The sequence below is a fragment of the Microvirga lotononidis genome, assembly GCF_034627025.1.
Lineage (GTDB): Bacteria > Pseudomonadota > Alphaproteobacteria > Rhizobiales > Beijerinckiaceae > Microvirga > Microvirga lotononidis.
On record NZ_CP141048.1, the window covers coordinates 4,421,195 to 4,437,161 of the forward strand.

Sequence of the window (15,967 nt, forward strand, 5' to 3'; positions counted from 1 at the left end):
TGACGTAGCGCTCAAGGTTTCTCCACAAGGCTTTCCCGATTGACGAGCCAGCCCCGCGACGCCCCGCAATTCTACCTCACCTCCCCGTCCGCATGCCCCTATCTGCCGGGCAAGGAGGAGCGAAAGGTCTTCACGCATATCGTGGGACGACGCGGCAGGGAGCTGAATGAGATCCTCACGCAAGGCGGCTTCCGACGGTCCCAGACGATTGCCTATCGGCCCGCCTGCGACGCGTGCCGCGCCTGCGTGTCCGTCCGCGTGCTCGTGAACGAGTTCGAGCCCTCCGGCAATCTGCGGCGCGTCCTGAAGGACAATGCCGACCTGATTGGCAACCCGCTGCCCAACCGTCCCACGTCCGAGCAATATTCACTCTTCCGCCGCTACGTGGATGCGCGCCACGCCGATGGCGGCATGGCCGACATGACCGTGCTCGACTATTCGATGATGGTCGAGGACAGCCACGTCGACACGAAGGTCATCGAGTATCGCCGGCGCGGGATCGACAGCGGCATCACGGGAAAGGGCGCGGGCGACCTGATCGCCGTCTGCCTGACCGACGAGATGAGCGACGGGCTCTCGATGGTCTACTCGTTCTACGAACCGGAGATGCAGGATCGCAGCCTCGGCACCTTCATGATCCTCGACCATATCCGCCGCGCGAAGGCGATGGGCCTGCCCTATCTCTATCTCGGCTATTGGGTCGAGGGCTCGAAGAAGATGGGCTACAAGGCCCGCTTCAAGCCCCAGGAGCGGCTGCTCGCTCATGGTTGGGTGCGGGTGGATTGACCCGCATCCGCAACGGGTCGTGAACGGTCGTCTCAGGAACAACCAGCCGTGCTCCTTGTTCGTTGGTAACTCTCACGCCAACGAAGGTGCGCCATGGCCAAGATCCTCGTCCTCTACTACTCGTCCTACGGCCATATCGAGACGATGGCTCGGGCCATCGCGGAGGGCGCGCGCTCGGTCCCAGGTGCCGAGGTCGTCGTCAAGCGCGTGCCTGAACTGGTGCCGGAGGAGATCGCCCGCAAATCGGGCATGAAGATCGACCAGGATGCGCCCGTCGCGAACCCGAACGAGCTCGCCGATTACGACGCCGTCATCTTCGGGACGCCGACCCGCTACGGCAACATGGCCGCGCAGATGCGCAACTTCCTCGACCAGACCGGCGGCCTGTGGGTGAAGGGAGCCCTGGTCGGCAAGGTCGGCAGCGTGTTCGCCTCCACGGCCACGCAGCACGGCGGGCAGGAGACCACCATCACGTCGTTCCACACCACGCTCCTGCACCATGGCATGATCATCGTCGGCCTGCCCTACTCTTATCCGGGACAGACCAAGATGGACGAGGTCTCGGGCGGCACGCCCTATGGGGCGACGACGCTCGCCGGCGGCGACGGCTCGCGCCAGCCGAGCGAAAACGAACTCGGCGGCGCCCGCTTCCAGGGCCGGCACGTGGCGGAAATCGCAACCCGCCTCGAACGGGGCGCGGGAGAGCGCGGGCCCGTTCCGCCGGACATGGACAACCCGACCGAGACGACGGGCGGCACGGCCGGGCAATCTTAGGCTCCGTCATCACCGGCCTTGTGCCGGTGATCTCGATCGATTGAAGCGTCGAGCCTCACCGTATCGGGATGGCCGGCACGAGGCCGGCCATGACGTGAGGAGTACCCGGCCTACTCCCCGAACCGGTTCGACTTCGGGAAACCTTTTGGCGGCAGGCGGCCGGCTTCGGTGCGGTCGCCCATCCAGTCGCGCAGGTCCTCCTTGGCCACCGTCCAGGTCCGGCCCGAGGTGTCCTTCCAGGTCAGACCCTCCTTCAGCTTGAAGACCTTGGCGTCGGAGACGCCGCCGTCCTTGTAGCGCTGGAGGCGCACGCCCTTGCCGCGGGTCATCTCCGGCACCTGCTTCATCGGGAAGATGAGGAGCTTGCGGTTCTCGCCGATGATCGCCACGTGATCGCCCTCGGCCTCCGCGCAGACGACCATCTTGGCCGGCGCATCGAGGTTGAGGATCTGCTTGCCCTTGCGGGTATTCGCCGTGATCTCGTCGGTGGGCACCACGAAGCCGCGCCCGTCGGTGGCGACCACGAGCAGCTTCGAACCCGCCCGGTACGGGAAGGCCGAGATGAAGTCGGCGCCTTCCTCCAGGTCGACCATGAGGCGGATCGGATCGCCGAAGCCGCGCCCGCCCGGGAGCTTCGAGGCGTCGAGGGTGAAGAAGCGCCCGTTATCCGCCACCACGACGATCTTGGACGTGGTCTCGGCGAAGAACGCAGTCTTCAACGCGTCGTCGCCCTTGAACTGCACGCCGGAGAGATCGGCCTGATGGCCCTTCATGGCGCGGATCCAGCCCTTCTCGGACACGATGACCGTGATCGGCTCGCGCTCGATCATGGCTTCCGCGAAGTCGATGTCGGAGGTGTCCGGAGCCTCTGCGAAGGAGGTGCGGCGCTTTCCGAGCGGGGTATCGGGCCCGAAGGTCTTGCGGACCTCCTTGATCTCGGCGGAAATGGTCTTCCACTGCACCTTCTCGGAGCCGAGCAGCTCCTCGATCTTGGCCTTCTCGTCCTGCAGGTTTTTCTGCTCGCGCTTCAGCTCCATCTCCTCGAGCTTGCGCAGGCTGCGCAGGCGCGTGTCGAGGATGGCGTTCGCCTGGACCTCGGTGAGCTTGAAGACGCGCATCAGCTCGGCCTTCGGCTCGTCCTCCTCGCGGATGATTTTGATCACCCGGTCGAGATCGAGATAGACGATGAGCAGGCCGCCGAGGATCTCCAAGCGGCGGTCGATGGCCGCCAGACGGAAGCCCGAGCGGCGGATCAGCACCTCGCGGCGATGGTCGAGCCATTCGCGCAGGCATTCCACGAGCCCGAGCACCTTCGGCACCTTGCCGCCGGCGAGCACATTCACGTTCATCGGGATGCGGCTCTCCAGCTCGGTGAGCTTGAAGAGCGATTCCATCAGGATGATCGGATCGACCGTCTTGGCGCGGGGCTCCAGGACGACGCGGATGTCCTCGGCCGATTCGTCGCGCACGTCGGCGAGCAGCGGCAGCTTCTTTTCCTGCAGCAGTTCGGCGATCTTCTCGATCAGGCGGGATTTCGGCACCGAATAGGGGATCTCGGTGACGACGATCTGCCAGTTGCCGCGACCGAGATCCTCCTTGGCCCAGCGGGCGCGAACCCGAAACGAGCCGCGACCGGTCCGGTAGGTCTCGGCCATGGCGGTCGGCGTGTCGACGATGATGCCGCCGGTCGGCAGGTCGGGGCCCGGCACGAACTGCATCAGCTGTTCGGAGGTGGCGTTCGGCTTCGAAATCAGGTGGAGCGCCGCGTCGCAGAGCTCGGCGGCGTTATGCGGCGGGATCGACGTCGCCATACCGACCGCGATGCCCTGCGACCCGTTGGCGAGCAGGTTCGGGAAGGCGGCCGGAAGCACGACCGGCTCCTCATTGGTCTGGTCGTAGGTCTCGCGGAAATCGACCGCGTCCTCGTCGATGCCTTCCAGCAGCAGGCGCGCGACTTCCGTCATGCGCGCCTCGGTGTAGCGCATGGCGGCCGCGTTATCGCCGTCGATATTGCCGAAATTGCCCTGCCCGTCCGCCAGCGGATAGCGCTGGGCGAAATCCTGCGCCATGCGCACCAGCGCATCGTAGATCGACTGGTCGCCGTGCGGGTGGAACTGACCCATCACGTCGCCGACGATGCGGGCGCACTTCTTCGGCGCCGACTTCGGATCGAGGCGCAGGAGGCGCATGGCGTGCAGGATGCGGCGGTGGACAGGCTTCAGGCCGTCGCGCGCGTCGGGCAGCGCCCGGTGCATGATGGTGGAAAGCGCATAGGCGAGATAGCGCTCCTCCAGGGCGTCCTTGAGATTGATGTTCTCGATCTCGCCCCCTGACGGCGGATTGACCGGCTTACCCATTACTCGAAATCCTCAATTGCGAATCGCTTCTTTATCACTTCGAAAGAGAACATAACAGAAACAAACATCAATCGTCCCCAGCCGTGGCCAGTGCGACGAAACGCGCCCGTTCCTCCGGGGCCCTCCGCCCATGGGGTTCGAAGACGTTCTGATGCAGGAAGAAATCCGTCAGGGCAAACCCCGACCGGATCTCCTCCTCGTCCGGCCGGTTGGATCTGGATTGGCCGATCAGGAACCCCGGCAGCTTCAGGAGCCTGTCCTTGTAAGGCTCGCCGGCCTGGGCACTGACGGCCCTCCCGCTCCTCGGGGACACGTAGACCAAGTCCCGTTCCGAGCCTGTCGCCGCGCAGGAGGACAGGTCCAGCCCGAAGCCGAGCTCGGTCAGCATGGCGAGTTCGAAGCGCACGAAGAGCGGCGGCGCGAGATCGGGATCGTCCAGGTGGTCCACCAGGACAGTCATGGTCTCGTAGAGGGCGAAATGCGGATCCCGCTCGGGGAAATAGCGCATCAGGTGGGCCAGGGTGGCAAGGCCGTAGAGGGCCATGGACGAGCCCATGAGTCGCGCGGCGCGCAGGTTCAGCCCCTCGACCTGATAGGCGCCCAGATTGTCGTCGAGCCTCGCCCGCCACGTCGCCTGCACGGTGTTTCCCGGCTGGAGAACCGCCTGGAGGCTCTTCGACCGGCCGCCATGGACGAGCCCGAGATGCCGGCCGTGCGCGCGGGTCATCAGCTCGAGGATGACGCTCGTTTCCCCATGTTTGCGGACGCCGAGAACGACGCCTTCATCAGTCCATTGCATCCGCTCGGCTGCCTTCGGCGAGAGTGCTTCCTGAACTCCCGATGTAAGCATTCAGGCGGCATTCATCCATGTTTTTCAACGATATCGGTGAACTTCTAAAATTCTGTTTCGGAACTGAAATACGGCCTTTTTGCGGAACCAAACCTGCAGCGCGTCATTGTCGATGACTTCAGTCTGCCAAATGATGAATTGAGGATCATGAAGCTTTCCCGTCTGTTTCTTGCGAGTACCGCCCTTCCTCTCCTGCTGCTGCCGATGCATGTCTCGGCGCTCCCATCGGAACCCGTAAAACCCCTTGTCCTGGCGCAGGCCGGGCCGGACACCGATGAAGAGCTGCCGCCCGGCGCACGCCAGAGGCGGCAGGGACCGGACGGAGAGCGCGGCGGACGCCCCGGCCAAGAACGCCGGCAGGGTGGTCCGGACCAGGGAGCCCCCGGCGCCCCGGAGGAACGCGGCCAGCGACCGCCTCGCGGCGCAGGCCCGGGCGGACCGCGCCCAGGCGAAGAACCGGGCGCCCAGCGCCCCCGTCGCGAGCCCGGCCCGCCGGCCGAGCGGCCGGCTCCGCCTGCGGAAGCAGCTCCGCCCCGCCCGGCTCAGGCTCCCGCCGAGAGGCCCCAGCCCCCGGCCGAAAGGCCTCAAGCCCCGGTAGAAGCACCAACCCGACCGCAGCGTCCTGCCCCGCAGGAGCGTGAACAGGCCCCTGCCGAGCGTCCCCGGCCGCAGCCTCCCGCAGGCCAGACCCGGCCGGCTACGCCTCCGCCGGCCCCGCAACAGGCAGCACCTCCGGCTCCCCAGCAGGCTCCCAACGCCACGCCGGCGGAGCGCCAGCGCCCGGGCCGCTCCGACAACACGGAGAACCCCGACCGCACCCGCGGCCAGCGCCCGGAACAGCCCAGCGCGCCTTCTGCGCCTCCTGCGCCTCCGGCCCCTCAGCCGGCTCCGTCTGCGCCTCCGCGTGCCCCGGTCCCGCCGGCTCCCGCCCCTGCTCCTGCGGCGCCAGCTCCTGCACCCCGCGCGCAGCAGCCGACGCCTCCGGCTCCCGGCGGGCAGTTCCAGCAGGTGCCTGGACGGTCTGGATTCCAGCAGGGCGCGCCAAGCCGTGCCGAGCCCCTCGATCCGTCGCGGGTCCGTATCGATGATCTGCGCAGCCAGCGCCGTGAGCGGCGGGAGGGCGACCGGGTCATCATCGAAGAGCCCGGCAACCGCACGATCATCCGCGAGGGCAATCAGGTCATCATTCGCCACGATGAGACCGAGCGGTTCCGCCAGACCTATCGCGATGCGGACATCCGCACCGAGCGGCGCGGTGCCGACGAGGAGGTCACGATCGTGCGGCGCCCAGACGGCTCCCAGATCGAGACCGTGCGTGACCAGGACGGTAACCTGATCCGCCGCATCCGCCGCGAACCGGCGGGACGCGAGGTCGTGCTCATCGAGAACCGCCGCAGCGGCATCGATCGCCGCCCGGGCTACGGATACGTGGACGAGGAGGTCATCCGCATGCCGCCTCCGATCGTCCGGATCCCGCGCGAGGAGTACATCGTCGAGACGGAGCGCGCCTCGGAGGCCGATATCGTCCGGGCCTTCACGGCGCCGCCGGTGGAGCGCATCGACCGTGCCTACACCCTCGACGAGGTCCGTCGCAGCCAGCCGCTCCGCGAGCGTATGCGCCGCGTGGACGTCGATACCATCAACTTCGAGTTCGGCTCCTGGGACCTCCCGCCGGATCAGATCGATTCTCTCAGGGGCATCGCTGACGGGTTGCGTCAGGCGATCTCCCGCAACCCGAACGAGATCTTCCTGGTCGAGGGTCACACGGACGCGGTCGGTTCGGACGAGGACAACCTGACCCTGTCCGACCGGCGTGCCGAAACCGTCGCGACCATCCTGACGCAGCGCTTCCAGATTCCCGCCGAGAACCTCACCACGCAGGGTTACGGCGAGCAGTATCTGAAGGTGAACACGCAAGGCCCGGAACGCGAGAACCGCCGCGTGACGATGCGCCGGATCACACCGCTGCTGCAGGGACAGAACCAGCAGTAATAAAAAGAGCCGGGAGGAGACGGATCCTCCCGGTTTCTCCCTGGAAGCACCCGGACTTGGATCGCGACTTCGGAGCGGATCGATGAGCCTTCCGCGCCGGAGCACCCGGCGCTGAAAGCCGAGGTGCATTTTTCCTGCGCCGACCGAACCCACGCACCGAAAATTGCCCGAACGCCTAAGCCCTTAGGAGAACATCCCTCAAGTATTTCTTATTCGTTAACCTTTTCGCGGTGACGTTTAGTCAAGAAAACAAATTGGGGGAGCAAACCATGTTCGGCATATTACGCCGTGCTCAACATGCCGATGCTTTGGACAATACCGTCCCGATCATCCCGGAGGAGCCGACGCCGATCGTCCAGCGCGAGAGCGGTCTGGACACCGAGATCATGAATTCACTGGAGGCCGACGTTCTGAAGGCCATCCACGGCGTCACTCAGGCCATTGCGGTCGCCGCCGCCGATGTCGCGGCTCTCGAGAATGATCTGGCGGAGATCCGCGCCCATGCCGGGGAGCTTGCCTCGTCGTGCAGGACTGCTTCGGGCGAAACCCTTGCCCTGGCCTCGTCGACCGAAGAACTGGCTGCCACATCGGCCGAGATCGGCCGCGCCATGGATCATGCAAGCGAACGGGTCGACAACGCCGTCCGTGCAGCGCAGAAGGCGAGCCACCTCATCACGCAACTCTCCGCCGCGACGGCGGAGATCGTCGGCATCGTGGATACCATCTCTTCAGTGGCACGGCAGACGAACCTGCTCGCGCTCAACGCAACCATCGAGGCCGCGCGGGCCGGCGAAGCCGGAAAGGGTTTCGCGGTGGTCGCGTCCGAGGTGAAGGTCCTGTCTACGCAGACCGCCCGAGCCGCCGACGACATCCGCCTGCGGATCGATCATCTGCGCGAGACGGCCCAAGCCTCCACGAGCGCCGTAACCGAAGTGGTTGAAGTGATCCAAGGCGTCGGCCCCGTCTTCGAAACGGTGCGAAACGCGGTCGGCGATCAGAATGCGGCCATCGGCGAAGCATCCCGCCTCGCGAGCGTCACGTCGGACAGCGTCGCGACGGTGAGCCGCCATGCCGGCGACGTGAACAACATCTCGCTCGATGCCGGTCGAAGGGCCCATCAAGCCGATCAGGCCACGACGACGGCGGACGGGCTTGCCAAGGCTCTGGGACAGCGGTTCGTCACCGTCATGCGCCAGAGCGAGCTCGGCGACCGGCGCCAGTCGGATCGGCTCCCCATCGATCGCCCGGCGACCGTCTGCATCGGTGGGCGCAGCGCTCCCACGCGACTGATCGACATCAGCCAGGGCGGCCTCCTGATCGCCTCGGCGGCCGATCTGCGCATCGAGGTCGGCATGTCGGCAGATATCGAGGCGCCGGCGATCGGCCGCGTCAGGCTGCGCGTCGTGGCTACCAGTCCGATGGGCGTTCATTGCGCTTTCGATCATAGCGATGCCGAGACCCGTACCCGCATCGACAGCTTCATCGCTCAGGCCGAAGCAACCTATAAGCCGCGCATCCTGCTCGCGCAGGAAACGGCCCGTCAGGTCGAGATACTGATCGAACAAGCCGTGTCCGAAGGCTCGGTTTCGCGCGAGGCCGTGTTCGACACGGACTACAAGTTGCTGCCGGACACCGACCCCGCGCAGTACGGGACGGCCTATCTTCCCCTCTTCGAGCGGCTTCTGCCGTCTCTCCTGGAAAGAGTTCTGGCCTCCGACCCGGCCATGGCCTTCTGCCTCGCCATCGACCGCAACGGCTACATCCCGGTCCACAACAGGCTCTATTCGCAGCCCCAGCGCGCGGGCGATCCGCTATGGAACGCGGCCAATGCCCGGAACAGGCGCATCTTCGACGATAGGGCCGGCATCACGGCTGGCCGTTCCACCCGTCCCTTCGTCGTCCAGTCCTACGCCCGCGACATGGGCGGAGGCAAGATCGTCATGATGCAGGAGGTCGACGCCCCGATCCGCATTTTCGGACGGCACTGGGGCGGCTTGCGAACGGCCTATCGCGCTTAACCCCGCGGGAACTCCAGGCCCATCTCGCGGTAGCGCTCGGGATCGTCGCTCCAGTTCTCGCGCACCTTCACGAAGATGAAGAGGTGCACGGGACTCTCGGCGATTTCGGCGATCTCCTTGCGGGCCGCCTGGCCGATGGCCTTGATCGTCTGGCCTCCCTTGCCGAGCACGATCTTGCGCTGGCTGTCGCGCTCGACGAACACCGTCTGCTCGATGCGCACCGAGCCGTCCGGGCGCACCTGCCACTGGTCGGTCTCGACGGTGGACTGGTAGGGCAGCTCCTCGTGCAGGCGCTCGTAGATCTTCTCGCGGGTGATCTCGGCGGCCAGCATGCGTAGGGGCGCGTCGGAAATCTGATCCTCCGGATAGAGCCAGGGCCCTTCCGGCATCATCTCGGCGAGTTGGCGCTTGAGGGTCTGGATGCCGTCGCCCTTGAGGGCCGAAATCATGAACGTGTGCGCGAAGGGCACCGTCTCGTTGAGCTTCGCGGCCATCTCGAGGAGCTTGGACCGTTCGATCAGGTCGATCTTGTTGAGGATCAGGACCTTCGGTCGCTTCAGCTCGGGCAGCTTGGCAAGGATCGCCTCGGCCTCCTCGTCGATTCCCTTGCGGGCGTCGAGCAGGAGCGCGATCACGTCCGCATCCCCGGCTCCGCCCCAGGCCGATGTGACCATGGCCCGATCGAGGCGGCGCTTGGGCTTGAAGATGCCGGGCGTGTCCACGAAGACGATCTGCGCCTCGCCCTCGATGGCGATGCCGCGCACCAGGGCGCGGGTCGTCTGCACCTTGCGCGACACGATGGAGACCTTGGACCCGACGAGCGAGTTCAGAAGGGTCGACTTGCCTGCGTTCGGCGCACCGATGAGAGCGACGAAACCGGCCTTCGTGTTGGTCTGCTCAGGCTGTTCCATGCTCTTCCTCCGTCCACACGCCCTCTCTCATGAGAAGGCTTCGCGCCGCAGCCTGTTCCGCGACGCGCTTCGACGTGCCGGAGCCGAACTCGCCCTCGGCACCCTTCACCTTGACCAGAACCCGGAATTTCGGCGCGTGGTCAGGGCCCGTCTGCTCCGCCACGGAATAGGTCGGAGGCGGAAGCCCCTGTCCCTGCGCCCATTCCTGGAGGGCGCTCTTCGGGTCGCGCAAGGGGCGTCGGGGCGCCTCGAGCAGGGACTGGAACGAGCGCTCGACGAGAGCGCAGGCCGCCTCGTAGCCGCCGTCCAGGAAGACGGCGCCGATGATCGCCTCGCAGACGTCGGCCAGGATGGTCTGGTTGCGCCGCTCGCCCGAATGGGCCTCGCCGGCGCCAAGCTTGAGATAAGGCCCGACATCCCACGCGATGGCGATCTCGGCGCAGCTTTCACGCCGCACAAGCTCTGCGAGGCGCCGCGAAAGCTCGCCCTCGGGCGCGCCGGGAAACTTCCTGTAGAGCAGTCCGGCGATCGCGAGACCGAGCACCCGGTCGCCCAGGAACTCCAGCCTCTGATAGCTCTGCCCGGCCGCCTGCGGGGCGCTGACATGGGTCAGCGCCTCGTCCAGGAGTTCGGGTTTCTCGAAGCGATAACCGAGCTTGCTCAGAAGCTCGTCGAGGTTCGGTCTGCGGCGTGCCACGGGTTACTGGATCCGCTCGAAGAGGCGATTCCAGCGGATCTTCTGCGGCCATTCCCAGGGACGCCACAGGGACGCGCTCTCGTCGATGGAGAAGAAGATGATCTCGGCGCGGCCGACCAGGTTCTCGAACGGCACTTGGCCGACACTCGCCTCGTCACGCGAGTCGGTGGAGTTATCCCGGTTGTCGCCCATCATGAAGAAGTGGCCCGGCTGCACCGTGTAGACGTTGGTGTTGTCCCAGTAGCCGCGGTCGCCGTCGCGCTCGATGACGAAATGGGACACGCCGCCGGGCAGAGTCTCCTTGTATTGCGGCACGGAGATCGTGCGGCCGTAGAGATCCGTGGTCTTGTAATCCTCGACGCGCTCGCGCTGGACCGGCTGACCGTTGATGTGCAGCACGCCGCCGATCACCTGGATCTTGTCGCCCGGCAGGCCGATCACGCGCTTGATGTAGTCGGTCGAATTGTCCTTCGGCAGTTTGAACACCGCGATCTCGCCGCGCTTCGGCTCGGAGCCGAAGATACGGCCGGAGAAGAGGTTGGGGCTGAAGGGGATCGAGTGCTTGGAATAGCCGTAGGAATACTTGGAAACGAACAGATAGTCGCCGATCAGCAGCGTCGGGATCAGCGATCCCGATGGGATGTTGAAGGGCTGGAAGAGAACGGTGCGTACGACCACCGCGATCAGAAGCGCCTGGACGATGACCTTGATGGTCTCCCAAAGGCCGCCTTCCTCGTTCTTCGCGCTGCTACCTACGTATTTGCTGCTTTTATCGCTCACGTCCGTCGACCTATGCTCTTGGACTATCCCGGCGGAGGCCGTCTTCGTCCGGTGGCAAGTCGAGAGGGGTTTGCACTTAAGCCCCAAGGGCAAACCACTCTCGATTGATGTATTTGCTCCGGCCCGCTCGTCGGGATGCCGGAATCCGTCCTGTTGCGGCATGCTCTAACCTAAGGCGCGGCCTGCCGCAACGCGGTCACCCCTCATGCAGGCAGCGCCTCGATGATCACGAAGGCTTGAGCCAGGGGCGGATCGTCCGTCAGGGACACGTGGACCACCGCCCTGTGCCCTGCAGGCGTCATCACCTTCAGGCGTTCCAACGCTCCCCCGGTCAGCCGCATGGTCGGGCGGCCGGTCGGAAGATTGACCACCTCCATGTCGCGCCAGAAGACGCCATGGCTCAACCCCGTTCCCAGTGCCTTGGCGCAGGCCTCCTTGGCGGCGAAGCGCCGGGCGTAGGAAGGAGCACGGGCGGCCCGCCTGTCGCTCCGCGCGCGCTCGCCTTCCGTATAGATGCGGTGCGTGAACCGATCGCCAAAGCGTTCGATCGATTTTTCGATGCGCCGGATGTCGCAGAGGTCGGAGCCGATGCCGATGATCACGCCGTCACCTGTGCCCGGCCCTGGTCCATGGCGACGCGCATGGCTCGAACGGCTTCGTCGAGCCCGATGAAGATCGCCTCCCCGATCAGGGAATGGCCGATATTGAGTTCCACGATCTGGGGAATGGCCGCGACCGGGCGCACGGAGTCGAGGGCAAGGCCGTGGCCCGCGTGGATTTCAAGGCCGATTCCGGCTCCGTGCTCGGCCGCGCGCTTCAGGCGCTCCAGCTCATGGGCGATTCTGGCCTCGTCCCCATCGGCGACCGCCTCGCAATACGTCCCCGTATGGAGCTCGACCACGGGCGCCCGCAGGTCGCAGGCTGCATCCATGACGGCGATTTCCGGCTCGACGAACAGCGACACCCGGATGCCCTCGCCCTTCAGTTCCTGGATCACCGGACGCAGATGGGCATGGGCGCCGATGATGTCGAGCCCCCCTTCCGTGGTCCGCTCCTCGCGCTTTTCAGGGACAAGGCAGGCCGCATGGGGATGGATCCGTGTGGCGAGCGCTACCATCTCGGACGTCGCTGCCATCTCGAAGTTGAGCGGCACGAACAGTTCCTGCTTGAGCCGCCACATATCCGCATCCCGGATATGACGCCGGTCTTCCCTCAAATGAGCGGTGATCCCGTCCGCCCCGGCCAGCACGGCCAAGTTCGCGGCCCGGACCGGATCGGGATGAATGCCGCCTCGCGCATTCCGCACGGTCGCGACGTGATCGATATTGACGCCGAGGCGTAGAGGAGGAGCTGTCATGGGCCTCTATGTAGCAGAGAGACGTTTATTTCCTAGCCGGCAGACAGGGCACTTGCGGCTACCAATCAAAAAGAGATTGCGGCAGGACCATTGGGTCTATATGAATGATACTTAATATCATTTTGCCGTGACCAATGCTGCGCGCAATCATACTGATCCTGCTTGGCCTGCAAACCGTTGTCTGGCTCCGGTTTCTGGCCATGCTCCTCACAAATCCGAATCTTGCGGGGAGTGGATGGATGGGCGCCATCATCGCCTTGCCGCTCGTCGTCTTTGCTGCGCTCGCGCTGCCCGCCCTCATCCTCGCCCTGAAACGAAGGATGCTGTGGCTCGCGTTGGCTCTTACCCTGACGGCACCCGGCTTCGCCCTCCTGGTGCTTTAGAATGCGGGTCTATTAACGCCGGCTTGGCAGGTCCCAGCAGATGGATCGTACCTTACTGATCGCTCTCATCGGCTTTGAAACACTGGCTCGCGCTGGATTTTTTGGCGGGCGGCATCGTGTCCCAGTGGGATGCCGACGGCATGGGCCCGGGCGCTATCCGCCGCCTATGTCATCTTGGCAATCCTGGTCTTTCTCTGCTTTCTTCTACCGGCCCTTGTGCTCTTGACGAAAAGAAAATCCCCCAGCTTGGCCCTCATTCTTGTGCTGATTCCCCTCGTTCCTTTGATCGGGGTCATCGGACCGATGATTGCCAGCTCCGAGTGGTATATCTCCTGGTTCGTCCGGCGGCGGGCGCCCTGGCATCGATAATGCCTTGCCTTCCCGACCCAAATCAACTATAGCCGCCGCTTCGCGTTCGCTCCGGCCGGGGGCTGAACGGACGGTGCGGCTTGCCGCATAGGGGTTTCACGCTCCGTCGTCCCGTGTCTCCGCCTTCGACAACCGCTCGGGCCTTGCAGGCTCGAAGGGCTTGGCGCCGATCGGACGCGCGAAACGGCCGGAACACTCCTCAAAACAGTGCACGGCATGAACCTCAAACCTGAGAAAGGCCCACTATGCCTCTCTACGAGCATATCTTTTTGGCTCGCCAGGATGTCACCCCGCAGCAGGTCGAAGCAATGGTCGACCAGTACAAGGGCGTCATCGAGCAGAACGGCGGCAGCGTCGACAAGACCGAGATGTGGGGCGTGAAGTCCCTCGCCTACCGGATCAAGAAGAACCGCAAGGCGCATTTCACGATGTTCAACCTCAACGCTCCGGCCCCGGCCGTGGCCGAGATGGAGCGTCAGATGCGCATCAACGAAGACATCCTTCGTTTCATGACCATCAAGGTCGAAGAGCTCGAGACCGAGCCGTCCGTGATGATGCAGAAGCGCGACCGCGACGAGCGCAAGGACCGCGAGCGCCGTGAGCGCGATGGCGGCCCTGAGGGCGGCAACGAAGGCGAGGAGGCTTAATCATGGCATTTGGTGCTACTGGTGGGGCCGCTGGCGGCCGCCGTCCGTTCTTCCGCCGTCGCAAGACCTGCCCGTTCTCGGGCCCGAACGCTCCGAAGATCGACTACAAGGACACGAAGCTCCTGTCCCGCTACATCTCCGAGCGCGGCAAGATCGTTCCTTCGCGCATCACGGCCGTGTCGGCCAAGAAGCAGCGTGAGCTCGCCCAGGCGATCAAGCGTGCCCGCTTCCTGGGCCTCCTGCCCTACGTGATCCGCTAATCAAGACTTTGGCGGGCCGACTCGCGCGGCCCGCCTTCCCCTTTTCCAAGATCGCCCAGCGGTGAGAACCCGCGGGGTCAGTTGGGGCCAGGCCCCTAACCCTGCCGACGAGCAGCGGGACAGCGAGACGATGAATTTTGTTGCAACAGGCATAGGCGCGGGCCTCGTATCGGCCCTTCTGACCGCGGTGATCGTCAAGGCGACCCCGCTGGCGGCCGTGCTGTATCTGCTCGCCCCCATTCCTGTCCTGATCGTTTCCCTCGGCTGGGATCACCGCTCCGGCCTCATCGCGGCCCTCGTCGGCGGCATCGCGATCGCCCTGATCCTGTCTCCGCTCAGCGGCCTGGGCTTCGCGGTCATCACCGCCCTACCCGCCTGGTGGCTGTCCTACCTCGCCCTGCTCGGACGCCCCGGTCCGGACGGCACCATGGAATGGTATCCGGTCGGCCGGCTCCTGGCCTGGATCGCCGGGACGGCCGCGCTCACCATCATGGCCGCCGGAATCATCTCGACGGGCGGCGATTACGGCGCCTTCGACCAGAATGCCCGCACGGTCGCCGGGGCCTTCGTCGACACGCAGTTCACCACGTCCGGACCCAATGCGCTCGAGGCGGAAACGCGTGAGGAACTGGTCCGCATCTTCGCGCGCCTGACGCCCTTCCTGTCGGCCCAGGGCTTCACGACCGTCCTTGCGCTCTATCTTTGGGCGGCCGCCCGGATCGTCCAGGCATCCAAGCGCCTGCCGCGCCCCTGGGCGCCGGTGCCGGACCTCGTGATGCCGCGCTCGGCCGGGCTCGTCCTGATCGGCGCGCTCGTCATCGCCAGCTTCGACGGCTTCATCGGTGCCCTCGGCATGGCCCTGTCGGGCGCCTTCCTGATGGCCTTCGCCCTCCAGGGGCTCGCGGCCATCCACGACCGCACGCGGGGCAAGTCGGGCCGCTCGTTCATTCTCTCGGCCATGTACGTGCTGATTTTCGTCACCCAGGGCATCCTGATGGTCGCCCTGGCCCTGTTCGGCATCGCCGATACCGTCTTCGGCCTGCGCCGCCGCTTCGGCACGCGGCCGAACCCGCCTCCAACCCTTTCCACCTGATCACGAACCTAAAGGAGACAACCATGGAAGTGATCCTTCTCGAGCGCGTCGCAAAGCTCGGCCAGATGGGCGAGACCGTGAAGGTCCGTTCCGGCTACGCCCGCAACTTCCTCCTGCCGCGCGGCAAGGCCCTGCGCGCCACGGATGCCAACAAGAAGCACTTCGAGACCCAGCGCGCCCAGCTCGAGGCCCGCAATCTCGAGCGCCGCAAGGAAGCCGAAGCCGTCGGCGAGAAGCTGAACGGCCAGAGCTTCATCATCCTGCGCCAGTCCGGCGAAACCGGCGTGCTCTACGGCTCGGTCTCGACCCGCGACCTCGCCGAGATCATGACGCAGAACGGCTTCACCGTTGACCGCAACCAGATCGCGATCAACCAGCCGATCAAGACCATCGGCCTGCACAACGTGCCGGTCGCCCTCCATCCGGAGGTCGAGGTTCAGGTGACGATCAACGTTGCCCGCAGCCCCGAGGAAGCCGAGCGTCAGGCTCGCGGCGAGTCGGTCACGACCCGCGAAGAGACCAACCTCGACGACCTCGGTCTCGAGGTCGGCGCTGCCCTGGCGGAAGCCGGCGGCGACGAAGAACTCTGAGTCGGTTGATCGTTCCCGGCTCGAAGCGGCCGGGAACGCCCCCTGCACGTCTGGCCGGCACACGGCCGGTGATGACGGAACAGCGGGTCCAAGCTGGACCGAT

Annotated in this window: 16 protein-coding genes; 9 read left to right on the top strand and 7 right to left on the bottom strand. The window is 65.5% G+C overall.

What is annotated here, in order from left to right:
- The first annotated feature begins 39 nt into the window (after positions 1–39).
- The gene (locus U0023_RS20845; RefSeq protein ID WP_009491089.1) at positions 40–786 is read left to right on the top strand and encodes an arginyltransferase; all 747 of its coding nucleotides are present in this window, start codon (positions 40–42) and stop codon (positions 784–786) included.
- Positions 787–879: 93 nt separating this feature from the next.
- Positions 880–1,560: an NAD(P)H:quinone oxidoreductase gene (gene wrbA / locus U0023_RS20850; RefSeq protein WP_009491088.1), complete on the top strand. Its 681-nt coding sequence runs from the start codon at positions 880–882 to the stop codon at positions 1,558–1,560.
- A 110-nt stretch (positions 1,561–1,670) separates the two neighbouring features.
- Here the strand turns inward: wrbA and parC are convergent, their stop codons facing one another.
- Complete coding sequence (gene parC / locus U0023_RS20855) at positions 1,671–3,917, bottom strand: DNA topoisomerase IV subunit A (RefSeq protein ID WP_009491087.1); 2,247 nt, start codon at positions 3,915–3,917, stop codon at positions 1,671–1,673.
- Between the two features lie 67 nt (positions 3,918–3,984).
- A complete protein-coding gene (recO, locus tag U0023_RS20860) occupies positions 3,985–4,716 on the bottom strand; it encodes a DNA repair protein RecO (RefSeq protein ID WP_040638267.1) in 732 nt (243 codons plus the stop codon).
- 198 nt (positions 4,717–4,914) lie between these two features.
- Between recO and U0023_RS20865 the strand changes: the two genes are divergently transcribed.
- Both U0023_RS20865 and U0023_RS20870 read left to right on the top strand, forming a co-directional pair.
- Positions 4,915–6,759: an OmpA family protein gene (locus U0023_RS20865; protein ID WP_245272906.1), complete on the top strand. Its 1,845-nt coding sequence runs from the start codon at positions 4,915–4,917 to the stop codon at positions 6,757–6,759.
- Between the two features lie 269 nt (positions 6,760–7,028).
- Positions 7,029–8,777 (top strand): methyl-accepting chemotaxis protein, encoded by a 1,749-nt coding sequence (locus tag U0023_RS20870; protein WP_009491083.1) that lies wholly within the window; start codon positions 7,029–7,031, stop codon positions 8,775–8,777.
- On the opposite strand, the gene era is transcribed toward U0023_RS20870, so the two are convergent.
- The 5 genes from era to U0023_RS20895 are packed head-to-tail and all read right to left on the bottom strand — an operon-like array spanning position 8,774 to position 12,522.
- Positions 8,774–9,688, bottom strand: coding sequence for a GTPase Era (era, locus tag U0023_RS20875; RefSeq protein WP_009491082.1), 915 nt, complete (start codon positions 9,686–9,688; stop codon positions 8,774–8,776). The genes U0023_RS20870 and era overlap by 4 nt on opposite strands.
- A complete protein-coding gene (gene rnc / locus U0023_RS20880) occupies positions 9,675–10,385 on the bottom strand; it encodes a ribonuclease III (protein WP_009491081.1) in 711 nt (236 codons plus the stop codon). The genes era and rnc overlap by 14 nt, the downstream gene beginning before the upstream one ends.
- 3 nt (positions 10,386–10,388) lie before the next feature.
- On the bottom strand, positions 10,389–11,327 hold the full coding sequence (lepB, locus tag U0023_RS20885) for a signal peptidase I (RefSeq protein ID WP_009491080.1): 939 nt from the start codon (positions 11,325–11,327) through the stop codon (positions 10,389–10,391).
- Between the two features lie 41 nt (positions 11,328–11,368).
- Positions 11,369–11,767, bottom strand: coding sequence for a holo-ACP synthase (acpS, locus tag U0023_RS20890; protein WP_009491079.1), 399 nt, complete (start codon positions 11,765–11,767; stop codon positions 11,369–11,371).
- Complete coding sequence (locus tag U0023_RS20895) at positions 11,764–12,522, bottom strand: pyridoxine 5'-phosphate synthase (RefSeq protein ID WP_009491078.1); 759 nt, start codon at positions 12,520–12,522, stop codon at positions 11,764–11,766. The genes acpS and U0023_RS20895 overlap by 4 nt, the downstream gene beginning before the upstream one ends.
- A 239-nt stretch (positions 12,523–12,761) precedes the next feature.
- Between U0023_RS20895 and U0023_RS20900 the strand changes: the two genes are divergently transcribed.
- The 5 genes from U0023_RS20900 to rplI all read left to right on the top strand — a co-directional run bounded on the left by U0023_RS20900 (position 12,762) and on the right by rplI (position 15,864).
- Entirely contained in the window at positions 12,762–12,905 is a 144-nt protein-coding gene (locus U0023_RS20900; protein WP_154661010.1) for a hypothetical protein, read from the top strand.
- Between the two features lie 614 nt (positions 12,906–13,519).
- A complete protein-coding gene (gene rpsF, locus U0023_RS20905) occupies positions 13,520–13,921 on the top strand; it encodes a 30S ribosomal protein S6 (RefSeq protein ID WP_009491075.1) in 402 nt (133 codons plus the stop codon).
- Positions 13,922–13,923: 2 nt separating this feature from the next.
- Positions 13,924–14,181 (top strand): 30S ribosomal protein S18, encoded by a 258-nt coding sequence (rpsR, locus tag U0023_RS20910; protein ID WP_009491074.1) that lies wholly within the window; start codon positions 13,924–13,926, stop codon positions 14,179–14,181.
- A gap of 130 nt (positions 14,182–14,311) precedes the next feature.
- A complete protein-coding gene (locus U0023_RS20915) occupies positions 14,312–15,274 on the top strand; it encodes a DUF2232 domain-containing protein (RefSeq protein WP_009491073.1) in 963 nt (320 codons plus the stop codon).
- Between the two features lie 23 nt (positions 15,275–15,297).
- Positions 15,298–15,864, top strand: coding sequence for a 50S ribosomal protein L9 (gene rplI, locus U0023_RS20920; protein ID WP_009491072.1), 567 nt, complete (start codon positions 15,298–15,300; stop codon positions 15,862–15,864).
- The last annotated feature ends 103 nt before the right edge of the window (positions 15,865–15,967 follow it).

What these genes read in the sequence shown, in the direction of transcription:
- wrbA (WP_009491088.1), top strand. Translation starts at nt 880, where the DNA reads ATGGCCAAGATCCTCGTCCTCTACTACTCGTCCTACGGCCATATCGAG.
- parC (WP_009491087.1), bottom strand. Translation starts at nt 3,917, where the DNA reads ATGGGTAAGCCGGTCAATCCGCCGTCAGGGGGCGAGATCGAGAACATC.
- recO (WP_040638267.1), bottom strand. Translation starts at nt 4,716, where the DNA reads ATGCAATGGACTGATGAAGGCGTCGTTCTCGGCGTCCGCAAACATGGG.
- U0023_RS20865 (WP_245272906.1), top strand. Translation starts at nt 4,915, where the DNA reads ATGAAGCTTTCCCGTCTGTTTCTTGCGAGTACCGCCCTTCCTCTCCTG.
- U0023_RS20870 (WP_009491083.1), top strand. Translation starts at nt 7,029, where the DNA reads ATGTTCGGCATATTACGCCGTGCTCAACATGCCGATGCTTTGGACAAT.
- era (WP_009491082.1), bottom strand. Translation starts at nt 9,688, where the DNA reads ATGGAACAGCCTGAGCAGACCAACACGAAGGCCGGTTTCGTCGCTCTC.
- lepB (WP_009491080.1), bottom strand. Translation starts at nt 11,327, where the DNA reads ATGCCGCAACAGGACGGATTCCGGCATCCCGACGAGCGGGCCGGAGCA.
- U0023_RS20895 (WP_009491078.1), bottom strand. Translation starts at nt 12,522, where the DNA reads ATGACAGCTCCTCCTCTACGCCTCGGCGTCAATATCGATCACGTCGCG.
- U0023_RS20900 (WP_154661010.1), top strand. Translation starts at nt 12,762, where the DNA reads ATGGGCGCCATCATCGCCTTGCCGCTCGTCGTCTTTGCTGCGCTCGCG.
- rpsF (WP_009491075.1), top strand. Translation starts at nt 13,520, where the DNA reads ATGCCTCTCTACGAGCATATCTTTTTGGCTCGCCAGGATGTCACCCCG.
- rpsR (WP_009491074.1), top strand. Translation starts at nt 13,924, where the DNA reads ATGGCATTTGGTGCTACTGGTGGGGCCGCTGGCGGCCGCCGTCCGTTC.
- U0023_RS20915 (WP_009491073.1), top strand. Translation starts at nt 14,312, where the DNA reads ATGAATTTTGTTGCAACAGGCATAGGCGCGGGCCTCGTATCGGCCCTT.
- rplI (WP_009491072.1), top strand. Translation starts at nt 15,298, where the DNA reads ATGGAAGTGATCCTTCTCGAGCGCGTCGCAAAGCTCGGCCAGATGGGC.